The organism is Bacillus haynesii, from assembly GCF_001969855.1.
In the GTDB taxonomy this organism is placed as follows: Bacteria; Bacillota; Bacilli; order Bacillales; family Bacillaceae; genus Bacillus; species Bacillus haynesii.
Window position 1 is genome coordinate 114,946 of the sequence record NZ_MRBL01000020.1, and the last position, 12,380, is coordinate 127,325.

Annotated in this window: 10 protein-coding genes; 1 reads left to right on the top strand and 9 read right to left on the bottom strand. The window is 48.0% G+C overall.

The annotated features are described in order from the left end of the window. Positions 1-25: 25 nt before the first annotated feature. On the bottom strand, positions 26-460 hold the full coding sequence (locus tag BTA31_RS17905; RefSeq protein WP_043929066.1) for a helical membrane plugin domain-containing protein: 435 nt from the start codon (positions 458-460) through the stop codon (positions 26-28). 407 nt (positions 461-867) lie between these two features. Next, positions 868-1,098, bottom strand: coding sequence for an excisionase family DNA-binding protein (locus BTA31_RS17915; RefSeq protein ID WP_003182442.1), 231 nt, complete (start codon positions 1,096-1,098; stop codon positions 868-870). A 92-nt stretch (positions 1,099-1,190) separates the two neighbouring features. On the opposite strand from BTA31_RS17915, the gene BTA31_RS17920 reads away from it, so the two are divergent. Next, positions 1,191-1,415 (top strand): hypothetical protein, encoded by a 225-nt coding sequence (locus BTA31_RS17920; protein WP_076793381.1) that lies wholly within the window; start codon positions 1,191-1,193, stop codon positions 1,413-1,415. Between the two features lie 81 nt (positions 1,416-1,496). Here the strand turns inward: BTA31_RS17920 and BTA31_RS17925 are convergent, their stop codons facing one another. The 7 genes from BTA31_RS17925 to BTA31_RS17955 form a co-directional block, all read right to left on the bottom strand. Further along, positions 1,497-3,449 (bottom strand): AMP-binding protein, encoded by a 1,953-nt coding sequence (locus BTA31_RS17925; protein ID WP_076793382.1) that lies wholly within the window; start codon positions 3,447-3,449, stop codon positions 1,497-1,499. A 31-nt stretch (positions 3,450-3,480) separates the two neighbouring features. Then, a complete protein-coding gene (locus BTA31_RS17930; RefSeq protein ID WP_076793383.1) occupies positions 3,481-5,010 on the bottom strand; it encodes an acyl-CoA carboxylase subunit beta in 1,530 nt (509 codons plus the stop codon). 20 nt (positions 5,011-5,030) lie between these two features. Further along, positions 5,031-5,813 carry an enoyl-CoA hydratase gene (locus BTA31_RS17935; RefSeq protein ID WP_076793384.1) on the bottom strand — a complete coding sequence of 261 codons (783 nt, stop codon included), beginning with the start codon at positions 5,811-5,813 and terminating at the stop codon, positions 5,031-5,033. 20 nt (positions 5,814-5,833) lie between these two features. Continuing rightward, entirely contained in the window at positions 5,834-6,745 is a 912-nt protein-coding gene (locus BTA31_RS17940; RefSeq protein ID WP_076793385.1) for a hydroxymethylglutaryl-CoA lyase, read from the bottom strand. Positions 6,746-6,762: 17 nt separating this feature from the next. After that, entirely contained in the window at positions 6,763-6,975 is a 213-nt protein-coding gene (locus tag BTA31_RS17945) for an acetyl-CoA carboxylase biotin carboxyl carrier protein subunit (RefSeq protein WP_003182452.1), read from the bottom strand. A 17-nt stretch (positions 6,976-6,992) separates the two neighbouring features. Continuing rightward, positions 6,993-8,333: an acetyl-CoA carboxylase biotin carboxylase subunit gene (locus BTA31_RS17950; protein ID WP_076793386.1), complete on the bottom strand. Its 1,341-nt coding sequence runs from the start codon at positions 8,331-8,333 to the stop codon at positions 6,993-6,995. 232 nt (positions 8,334-8,565) lie between these two features. Beyond that, positions 8,566-12,369 carry a non-ribosomal peptide synthetase gene (locus BTA31_RS17955; RefSeq protein ID WP_076793387.1) on the bottom strand — a complete coding sequence of 1,268 codons (3,804 nt, stop codon included), beginning with the start codon at positions 12,367-12,369 and terminating at the stop codon, positions 8,566-8,568. Positions 12,370-12,380: the final 11 nt, after the last annotated feature.

Here is a 12,380-nt window from a genome sequence, read left to right on the forward strand (position 1 = left end):
CGTCCTTATTCTGAATGTATAGTGATTATTTTTGTTTTTCGCGTTCTGACATGATTTGCAGGTAGCTTTGAACAAAGCGGAACAGCTTTTGGGCCTGCGGATCTTTAAGCATTTTCAGCAAACCGAAAAGTCCGATGACTTCATTGCTTTCGTCAGCGCGGTCTTTTGCTTCAATGGCAGTAGCCGCGATTTCTTTTGCCGTATCTTTGACAGGCTCAAGAATTTCTGTAATGGCACCGACCGTATCATTTTTTAATACTTCATCAGTTGCAACGGATTGTGCGAAATCGTAAGACTTTGTCAAAATGTTGACCAGTTCTGTCAGCTTTGGAAGCTGGTCGACTAAAGTAGTCAAAGACTCCTGTACTTCAGGTTTTAGCAGTTGATCGATAAGATCGCGTTGGCTTTGGCTTACAGATTCGTTTGTTTGATCAGCTGTTTGATCGATTGTTTCCGGCATAACCAATTCTCCTTTTCAATAAGCGATGTGCTGTTTTTTGATGAGAGCCCTTTTTCTATAGTTTGTGAATTTATGCACAAACAAGTCCGCAAAAAGGTTCTCCCCTTTTGTGTTTGTTTTGCTGTTTTCAGTCTGAAATTCCCGAAAACACGCAATCTCAAAACACGCTGTATTTTTTACTACTAAATGATAACACTTTTTGAACAAAAAATGAACGTGATTGTTTCGGAAATGAAATAAAATCATAGAAAACTTTATATATAGGGCTTCTTTCATCCCTTTCATTTCCTATATTGTGTCTTTTTTTACGAAACGCCCCGTTCACACGTCATGATAGAGACGGGAGACATGACAACATTTCATAGAATCGCCTCTAGTTTACATAATAAAATTATTGTTACCTCTGGTTAATCTTCATCTTTGACATCCGGATCTTCGGGGATGGGTTCGTTCAGAACGGATTCCGCCCACTCTTTATACTTTTCCATCTGTTCCATATGCGTATTGAATTGCTCTTTGTTAATTAAATGCTGCTGTCCGTCAAAGACGGTGCGGATTTTCTTTTCTCTGACAAGCTGTTCAACATATGCTTCTGAAAGCGTTAAATATTCTGCGGTTTCCTTTATCGTCAAGTACATGTTTTGTTTCCTCTCGTTTTGATTTAGGCGAACGTTGCGATTTTAGGATCATACGATAAGATATATCAGTTTAGATGATGGAGGCCTATTCTATGTATTCAAAATGGAATTCTGAAACGTATTATCCGCCTTCAGTCCAACAAATGCATACCGGTCAATCTTCGCAGCATATGAATCAAAGGCTGAAAAATCTCGAAGATCAAATGGAATTGCTGATCAAGCTCATGGAAAGCAACAATCAGCTGCTGCGTTCGATTGAAGAGCAGCAGAATCGCGTCTGCACGGCCGGCGGCGGTTCGGTCATCGTCAGAATGTGAGTTTTGATCAATCGAACTTCATCAAAATAAAAAGAGGAAGGACGTGTCCTTCTTCTTTGTTTGTAAGCCTTATCCAGTATACTACAGATTTTTTCGCGCTGAAAGGCCGGCAATTTCATCGTATGTTTCACGGTTTTCCAATGTTGACAAATCGCCTGCCGGTTCGTTCAAATAGGCAGCTCTGATCAGCCGTCTCATCACTTTTGCATTTCTCGTCTTCGGCAAACCGCTGACAAAGTAAACCGCTTTTGGCTTGATTGCTTTACCGATCGCATCAGATGCAAGGTTCAGCAAATCATCTTTTAGTTCTTCTGACGGCTTTTCCGACTGACTGAGGACGACGAAGCAGACGGCAGCCTGACCTTTGAGCTTATCCGGAACGCCGATGACGCCTGCTTCTGCCACCGCTGGATGGCCGACCAGCACGGACTCTATTTCGGCGGGGCCGATTCTTTTTCCGGCAGCATTGATCACATCATCGGAACGTCCGCTGATCGTCCAGTAGCCGTTTTCATCCCGTTTTGCCCAATCGCCGTGCACCCAGACGTCAGTCCAGCGGCTCCAATATGCTTTTTCGTATCTGGACGGCTCCTTCCAAAAACCGTTCGTCATGCCGACCCACGGCTTTGTCAGGACAAGCTCCCCGACTTCATTGACGACTTCCTCCCCTTTTTCGTTGAAGACATTGGCCGCCATTCCGGGAAGAGGCGAATTAAATGTCATCGGCGTGATCGGCCGCAGGAGCACATTGCCCAAAATACCGCCTGAGATTTCCGTTCCTCCTGAATAATTAAATATAGGAATCCGTTCTTTTCCAGCATGGCGGAACAGCCACATCCACGGTTCATAATTCCATGGTTCGCCCGTTGAGCCGATTGCCTTCAGACTGCTCAGGTCGTATTGATAGAGAAAATCTTCGCCGTGCTGCATCAGTGAGCGAATGAGCGTCGGAGAGACGCCGAGATGTGTCACCCGGTGTTTGCTGACAAGCTCCCACAGCCGATCCGGGGCCGGGAAGTCCGGTGCCCCGTCATACAGCAAAACAGCCGCTCCGTTTATGAGGCCCCCGAATATTAAAAACGGTCCCATCATCCAGCCCATGTCTGTAAACCAGAAAAACGTGTCCCCTTGTTTGACATCCATCCCGAAGCCCGCATCAAATGCAGCTTTCAGCGGAAAACCGGTATGGGTATGAACCGCTCCCTTCGGCTGTCCTGTCGTGCCCGATGTGTAAAGCAGCATGAGCGGATCTGCACTGTCCATTTCTTCTGTAATCTGCAGGGGATCGTTTTTCAGCAATTCATTCCAGTCTATATCTCTCTTATGATTCCAAGCTTGATCGCCATCGTGAAGTCTGCAGACGACGACTTTTTGAACAGTGGGGGAACGGTCCGCGGCTTTGTCAGCTTCTTTCTTTATGCAGACCTTCTTCCCCCTTCGCAAAAAGGCATCTGCTGTGACAAGGATTTTTGCTTCGGCAGCGCTAAGTCTCGCGGCTGCCGCATGGGCGCCGTAGCCTGAAAAAACCGGTAAAAACACCGCGCCGATTTTAGCGGCAGCCAGCATGGCGATGACCGTTTCCGGGATCATCGGCATGTAAATCGCAATGACATCCCCTTTTGCTATGCCTTGCTTTTTAAAGCCTGCCGCCGCACGGGCGATTTTTTGATGTAAAGAAGAATAGCTGATCCGTTCTGTTTTTCCGTCTTCACTTTCCCAGATGAGGGCTGTCCTGTCGGCCGTATCAGGCCGGCGGGACCATTTTTCCACAGCGTTGTAAACGGCATTTATGCGTCCGCCGGAAAACCATTTCGGCCATTTTATGCCTTTATCGAGATTCAATGTTTGGCTGTACCGCTTGTACCAGCTGATGCCGAGCGCTTTTTCGGCCTCTTCCCAGAACCAGGCGATATCGTCAGTACTTGCTTTCAAAAAATCATCATAGTCGGAAAAACCGAGGGCTGTCATCCATTGAAACAGCCGGGTCGTTTTTACAAATTCCGGATCAGGCTGCCAAACCGCTTTTTCGGCCATACCGCTTCCCCCTTTTCGTTTGGATTGGCCTTTAGACGGGATAAACAGGATGCTTCCGTTCCGTAAATATCATGTATTTGGTCATATATGCATTCAGCCGTTTAATGAGTTCCGCACGCAGCGAATCGGCCGGAATGATCCCGTCGACAATCATTTCTGAAGCAAGCCGGTAAATGTCTATGTCTTTTTGGTACTCTTCCCGTTTTTCGGCGATGAAGGCGGACCGTTCTTCTTCAGGCAATTCTGCGATTTTTTTGGCATAAACGGCATTTACCGCTGCTTCCGGACCCATGACGGCAATCTGCGCCGTCGGCAGCGCCAGACAGCAGTCAGGCTCAAAGGCCGGCCCCGCCATCGCATACAAGCCTGCGCCATAAGCTTTCCTGACGATGACGGATATTTTCGGTACGGTTGCTTCGGCCATCGCTGAAATCATTTTCGCGCCGTGTCTGATAATACCCGCCCTCTCGACTTTCGTTCCGATCATAAAGCCGGGGATATCAGCCAGAAACAAGAGCGGGATATGATAGGCATCGCACAAATTGATAAACTTTGCGGCTTTGTCTGCCGAATCGTGAAACAAAACACCGCCTTTGACCCGCGGCTGATTGGCAATGATGCCGACAGGCTGTCCGTGAATCCTTGCCAAACCGGTAATCAGCTCTGGAGCGAACAATTTTTTGATCTCATAAAAAGACGCTTCATCAATGATCCGATCAATTAAATCCATCATGTGAAACGGTGCGTTTTGGTTTTTCGGAATGATCTCCTCCAGTGACCGGTCAAACGGACGGGCGGATTTTGCTTCAATGACAGGCGCTTTTTCGGTGTAGTTCGGCGGAAAGTAGGAAAGATACTGGCGCGCCGACTTGATTGCATCTTCTTCCGTTTCGGCAAGAATGTCTCCGCAGCCTGAAACAGAACAGTGCATTCGCGCGCCGCCCATTTCTTCAAGCGACACTTTTTCGCCGATCACCATTTCCGCCATGCGCGGCGAGCCTAAATACATCGAGGCGTTACCTTCGACCATGATGACGATGTCGCAAAAAGCCGGTATGTAGGCGCCTCCTGCCGCTGAAGGCCCGAACAAGAGACAAATTTGCGGGATGCGCCCGGATAATTTGACTTGCTGATAAAAAATCCGCCCCGCTCCTCTTCGCCCCGGAAACATGTCAACTTGATCCGTAATTCTTGCTCCTGCCGAATCGACCAAATAAAGAAGCGGGCAATTCAGTTTTTCGGCTGTTTCCTGGATGCGGATGATTTTTTCGACGGTTCTCGCTCCCCATGATCCTGCTTTTACAGTTGAATCATTAGCCATGACGCAAACGGTTCGGCCGCCGATTTTTCCGATTCCCGTGACGACTCCATCTGCCGGAAGTCCGTCAGCCATGCAATTGGCAAAAAACGCGTCCTCAAGGTCGAGGCCTTCGTCAAGCAGCAGCTTTAATCGGTCTCTGACAAATAATTTCCCTTTTTTCTCATTGGCTTCATGGTATTTTTGCGCTCCGCCCTCCTGAATCCGGCGGATGCGTTCATACAATTCCTTTTCGGCCGGCATCGGCTGTCCCCCCGTTCGTTTTATTCTCCCGTATAATACGGCTGCCGCTTTTCTGTAAAAGCTTTCAGCCCTTCTGTCCTGTCTTTCGTGGGAATCGTCAGTTCATAGGCTTTTTGTTCAATGGCAAGCCCTGTTTCGATACTCGTCTCAAGCCCTTGATTGATGGCGAATTTCGCCTGTCTGACGGCAACCGGTCCGTTTGCTGCGATGTTCGCTGCGATACTTTCGGTTGTTTCCTTTAACTTCGAAAGCGGAACGACATGTTCAACCAGGCTGATCTTTTGCGCTTCTTCGGCGCTGATGCGGCAGCCGGTATAGATCATTTCTTTCGCCTTTCCCCTGCCGATCAAGCGGGGCAGCCGCTGTGTCCCCCCTGCCCCGGGAATGATCGCGAGCGTTGTTTCGGGGAGGCCGAGTTCAATATGTTCGGCTGCAATCCTGATGTCGCACGCCAATGCAAGCTCCAGCCCCCCTCCCAAAGCGCTTCCGTTTAATGAAGCGATGACGGGCTGCGGCAGTTTTTCCGTTTCGCTGGCCACACGTTGAATCAGGGAAACAGCCTGCTTCGCTTCTGTGCGGCTCATGCGGGCTCTTTCCTTTAAATCGGCACCTGCACAAAACGTCCTGTCCCCTTTTCCCGTTATGATGACACAGCGGACGGCCGGGTTGGAACGAATATCGTGAAGGATGCGCTGAAAGTCGTCGAGAAGCCCAAGCGAGAGGGCATTTGCAGCCTGCGGCCTGTTCAACGTCAACACGGCGACAGACTGCTCGTTGATGGAATAAAGCACATTGGGCTCCATTCGGTCTTCCTCCTCTTCATCTATGAAAAAAAGTTCTTTGATTTAGCCGCCTGCAAATTTCGGCTTGGCAGCTCTCTTCCGGTTTTGTCTTCGATCCATTTGGCAGCTGAAAGTAGCTGGCTGAGATCAACTCCGGTTTCGATGCCCATCTGGGCGCACATGTAAATCAAATCATCAGTTGCCGCATTTCCCGTGGCTCCCGGTGCATAAGGACAGCCGCCCAGCCCGCCGCAGGATGCATCAAATACGGTAATTCCCATATCCATCGCTGCGATCATGTTGGCGAGCGCCATCCCCCTCGTATCATGAAAATGAAGGGCGATATTCTCTTTCGGAAAGCGCTTTAAGAGTACGTCAAGCACCCTTTGAACCTGTACGGGATTTGCTGCGCCGATCGTATCTCCGAGAGAAAGTTCGTCGATCCCCATGTCGAACAGCGCTTCAGAGATGCGTATGATTTGCTCCAATGGCACGTAATGCTCATAAGGACAGCCAAATACGGTGGACAGGTAGGCTCTGGCGGTGAGGCCTGCTTGTTTCGCTGCCCCGGTGACTTCCTGTAAGACGGGAAGCGTTTCACCGATCGATTTGTTAATGTTTTTCCGGTTGTGTGTCTCGCTTGCCGACATGAAAACAGAAGCTTCATCGATCCCTCCTTCAAGAGCCCGTTCCAGCCCTTTTCGGTTCGGAATGAGGGCTGCGTAGGTGACGCCCGGCTTCCGGTTGATTCCTTTGGCAACATCAAGGGCATCAGACAGTGCAGGAATCCACTTAGGATTGACGAATGAAGTGATTTCGATATATGAAAGCCCTGTTTGGGATAGCATGTCGATCCAGGTCATTTTATCGGCTGTCGAGAGTGCGGTTTGTTCGTTTTGCAGACCGTCGCGCGGCCCGACTTCTTTAATGATAATTTTCTTCGGTACGTTCATTTGCCATCCTCCAGACCTTATTGAAGCTCCAATAAGACGTCCCCTTCATCGGCAAAATCACCTTCGTTCTTTCTGACGGTTTTGACGGTGCCGGCCGTTTCGGCGACAATCGGAATCTCCATTTTCATCGATTCTAAAATGGCGACTTCCTGCCCCTTTTCGATTTTGTCTCCTGCCTTCACTAATATTTTCCACACGTTTCCCGCCATATTGGTGACAACAGTATTCATGGCACGCCTCCTTGATTTCATTTTGACTGATAGCGATTGATAAAATCGGTTTGCACCCCGCCTTTTCGGAATTCGTCAGAACGTACGATGTCTTCAAGCAGCGGAATGTTCGTTTTAATGCCTTTCACTTGATATTGTGAGAGCGCTTCGGCCAATGTGCGGATGGCTTCATCTCTGCTGCTTCCTTTGACGATCATCTTGGCGATCATCGGGTCGTAATACGGGGTGATGTTCATACCTGGGGCTGCTGCGCATTCATGACGGACATTCGGTTGCTCAGGCAGCTTAAGGTCAGTGATCCGCCCCGGCGAAGGGAAAAATGTTTTCGGATCTTCTGCACAGATTCTGACTTCGATCGCATGTCCGTCCCGCCGAATGTCTTTCTGCTTATACGAAATTGGTTTTCCTGCTGCGATATTGAGCTGTTCTTCGACAAGATCGAGCCCTGTAATTTCCTCTGTCACCGGGTGTTCGACTTGCAGACGGGTATTCATCTCAAGAAAATAAAAATGATTCTCCTTGTCTACTAAAAACTCGATTGTTCCGGCATTGACATAGCCGATCGACAGCGCAGCTTTGACGGCCGCTTCACCGAGCTTCGTGCGCATGTTTTCATCGAATAACGGAGCAGGTGCCTCTTCGATGATTTTTTGCTGACGTCTCTGAATCGAACAGTCCCGTTCCCAAAGATAGACGGCATTTCCGTATTCGTCTGTTAAAATCTGAATCTCGATATGTCTAGCATGCTCGATGTATTTCTCGATGTACATAGCTCCGTCTCCGAAAAAATCGGCGGCTCGTTTTTGGCTGCCTTCATATGCTTTTTCTAATTCGCTTTCATTACGGATCAGCTGCATTCCGATGCCGCCGCCTCCAAAAGAAGCCTTGAGCATCACGGGATAGCCGATGGATTCGGCAAGAGCCAGGGCCTCATTCAGACCGGACAAGCTTTTTGTCACGCCGGGAACAACAGGAACCCCGGCTTGTTCCATCGCCTGTCTCGCTTCAATTTTGCTTCCCATTTTGGCGATCACCTCAGACGGCGGACCGATAAACGTGATATTTTCCTGCAGACACCTTTCGGCAAAACGGCTGTTCTCTGAAAGCAAACCGTATCCCGGATGGATGGCACAGACCCCCGCTTTTTTAGCGGTTTCGATGATTTTTTCGATATTTAAATAGCTTTCACTGACCCGCGGTTTGCCGATCAGCCAGGCTTCATCTGCAGCTTTAACATGCAGGGCCTCCGCATCGGCTTCAGAGTAGACGGCAGCCGTCTGAATACCGAGCCGTTGACAAGTTCGGATGATCCGTAGTGCGATTTCGCCGCGATTGGCGATAAGCAATTTTTGAAACAAAAAAACGCCCCCTTTCATATTCATCAGCGTCTGAAATGGAATTTGAAAGCGTATTCATTTATTTTTTGTGAGAATCCGTAAGTTAAGTAGCTGCTTATCCTGCTTTCTGCCACAGGTTCAGCCGGGTCTTGTCTGTTCTCTACAGCTTATGATGATTCGAAAGAAAAAAGTCCTAAAGCTGAAGAAATCGCTTTAGAACTCTAAATGTCGGCTTAGATCTGGAGCGTTTCGATTACCGAGAATGCTCTGCATGTTTGCCGCTGTTTGTGAGGATATGTTGAATGATCTCGGCGTTTTTTGACAGAAAGGCCGTTTCGAACATATCTTGATGCGGCCCGGCTCCCTTATACTCTTGATAGGTTCTTGTTGTGGCGTCAGCCCATTTTTGCAATGTGAATCTGTCGCCTTGATCCGTTTGAATGCCGGCTTCAATAAAGTGAATGTTTGCGTTGATATGGCCGTCATTGATTAATTGTGCCCAATATTTTTGATAGTTTGTCGTCTTTTTGATGACTGCTTCCCTGAGGTGAGCGGGAACATTTTCTGCCAAGGCGCTGCTTGGCTGAGGCGGCAATGCTTGTTTCTTTTGATACGCATCGACAATAATAAGATCGCTGACCTCCAAACCGCGATTTTCCATTTCTTTTACAATCTCAAATACCGTGTTGCCTCCCGCTGAATATCCCAGCAGGATATATGGACCTTGAGGCTGGATTTCAATGATGTTGTTCATGTACTGTTCAATACGGCTGTCTTCTTCAATAAAGTTAAATCCGTACACGGTCGCTTTACCGTTTAGCTTTGCAGCGAGATCTTTATAAAATATGCCGAAGCCCGAAATGGGAGGAAAACAGAAAAGGTTCACTCCGGTCGGCGGATTCAGTTTGCTGACATGCTGCACGGCCGATACGCGCAGCTCATGCGAAAACAGCTTTTCGGCCAATTGTTCAATTGTCGGATTCTCGAATAATAATTCAATCGGAATATCGATCCCTTGGCTGTTTTTCAGCTGGTGAATGACTTGCAGAGCCTTTAGCGAATGACCGCCAAGTTCGAAAAAGTCATCTTCAATACCGAGTTCCTTCACGCCAAGGATAGGTTTCCATATGTCAATCAGTTCTCTTTCGACCCAGTTTTTTGGCGGCACGATCTGTTTCAAAGCCGTCTTTTGATCAGGCGCGGGGAGCGCGCGACGGTCGATTTTGCCGTTTGCCGTAAGAGGCATACGGTCTAATTTAACCCATTCATGGGGAATCATATAGTTGGGAAGCAGTCTTGATAATAATGAACGAATCGTCTTCTCCTCTGTTTGGTCATTGCTTACATAATATGCGGTAAGGAGCACTTCTTCACTTTTTTCTTCAATGGTGACAGCTGCTTCTTGAACGCCTTCAATCTCGATGAGCCGTGCTTCTATTTCAGCCGGTTCTGTTCGTTTGCCGCGAATTTTGATTTGCCGGTCCATCCGGCTGATATATTCTAAGTTGCCGTCTGGCAGCCATCGTGCCAGATCTCCGGTTTTGTACATTTTTTTCCCTGGTTGAAACGGATGCTGTACAAATGCTTCACTCGTCAAATCTGGTCTGTGCAAATATCCTTTTGCAACCCCATCGCCGCCGACGCAAAGTTCGCCAGGAACGCCGATCGGCGCAAGCTGTCCGCTCTCGTCAACAATAAAGGCATTTGAATTGCTGATTGGTTTCCCGATTGGAATCGCTTGTGAAAAATCTTGCTTGATTTCATAAAATGTAGAGAATGTTGTATTTTCCGTCGGACCATATATGTTATAAAGCTTCAGGTTTGGGCACCGATGTCTGACCGTATTCATCAGTGCAGGCGTCAAAGCTTCCCCGCCGACATATAAAGTGGTAAGTCCTGAAAACATATCCGGCTGGGCTTGTGCCAGCTGGTTAAAGAGAGCCGTTGTTAAAAACAGCACTGTGATATCATGGTTAAGCAAATAACTGCCAAAACGGGCAGGAGTCAACATCGTCGAGCGGTCAATGACATGGAGGCAAGCTCCTTTCAGGAGCGCTCCGAATATTTCAAACGTGATGGCGTCAAAGCCGAGTGAACCGGTTAGGATCAATCGGTCATTTGTATCGGCTGATGTGTAATTGCTGTTTGAGATCAGCGATACGACATTGCGGTGCGAGATCATCACGCCCTTTGGTTTGCCTGTCGAACCTGATGTATACATGATATAGGCCAAATCATCCGGGCGGGTATCGATGGTTAAATTCCGGTCGGATGCCAATTGCGCTTTCTTGGATATCACCACTTTTTTAGGAAAATCAATGTCAGTCTTGAGTCCTTTCTGAACGGCCAATACGTCCGCTCCGCTTTCTTTCAGCATGTAGCTGATCCGTTCAGGGGGCAGTTCGGCATCAAGCGGGAGATAGGCGCCGCCTGCTTTTAAAACGGCAAGAACACCGATGATGAATTCAGGTGAATGCTCTGCTAAGATTCCGGCAATTCCGTTTTTCTTTAAGCCTTGTTCTTGGAAGATGCGGGCCCATGCAGTGGATGTTTGATCCAGCTCCCGGTATGTCATCGTCAATCCGCCGGCATGTAGTGCGATATGCTCCGGCGTTTTCTCAACTTGATTGGAAAACAAGTCAGCGATTGTTTTGTTCGTGTCGTAATCTGTTTTTGTATCGTTGAATTCCCCGATGATCCGGGCTTTTTCGTCAGGCGCGAGCATCGGCAGCTTGGAGGCGGGGATATCGGTGTCCTCCGCCGCTCTTCGCAAGGCTTCTAGCAAGTGGCCCCTCACACAGTCAATCCATGATTCATCATAAACGTTTGCATTGTAGCTGAACTTGATGACGAGTTCATCATCCGGCGCAATCATTAGATTGAAGTTGTAACCTGATTGCTCCGAAACTTTGACATTTTCGATCTGAAGCGGTGATTCGGCACGGTTTGCCGATTGCATTTGCTGCTGCAAAGGGTAGTTTTCAAAAACGAAAATATGGTCGATGATATTCTGTTTGAATGCAGTATGCGACTGAATGTCAGCCAATGGATAAAAGCTGAACATGTCTTGAGCAAGCCTTTCTTTTTGGGAGCGGCGAAGCAGCTCTGAAAAGGTTTCATTTTCGCTCTCGATCTTGATTCGTACCGGAATGGTATTGATAAATAAACCGATCATCTTCTCAACACCCGGAATCACGGAAGGACGGCCGGATACGACAGAGCCGAAGACGACATCATCTGTCCGGTTATAGCGCTGGAGCAGCAAGCCCCACACGGTTTGTATGAGAGTGGCGAGTGTGGCTCCATGCTGTTTGGCGATTGTTTTGAGTCTCGTCGTCAACTTTCGGTCTAATGAAAACATCCGCTCTTTTTGCCGATATCCCTGTTCCGCAGGTTTTGCAGACACTCTCGGAAGCCCTGTTGGCGCATTGAAGTCTGTCAAGTAGTTTTTCCAGTATTCCTTGGCTTTATCTTTGTCCTGATCATACAACCAGGAAATATATGCGCTGTATGGCTGGACAGGTTTTAAAGGCACAGATTCACCCGTATAGATGGCTTCGTACAACTGCATAAATTCTTGCAGCACGATCCCGAGACACCAGCCGTCCATTAAGATGTGGTGATGGCTCCATATACACACGTGTTTTTCCGGCGCCGTTTTGAACAGAGAAATCCGCATCAGCATATCTTTTTGCAGATCGAAGCCTTTCTGTCTGTCCCGCTCTTTAAACTGGTTGATATATGCGGTTTGATCAGTTTCTAGCATTCCCATCAAGTCTTCAGCATGCAACTGAAAGGATCGATCGCGTAAAACGACCTGGCGCGGCTCTTTCAGTCCGGCAACATGGGGCAAAAAAACCGTTCTGAAAATGTCGTGGCGGTCGATGATCGATTGTACACTTTGTTTGAACCAGTCTAAATGGAGCTGACCTCTTATTGTGAAGACGGACTGTTCTATATATGCGGCCCCTTCGTCTTGCAGGAAAGAATGAAAAAGCATTCCTTCCTGCATGTGGCTTAAAGGATAAATGTTTTGGATTTTTTGTGTATGATCCATTGTTTCCCTCC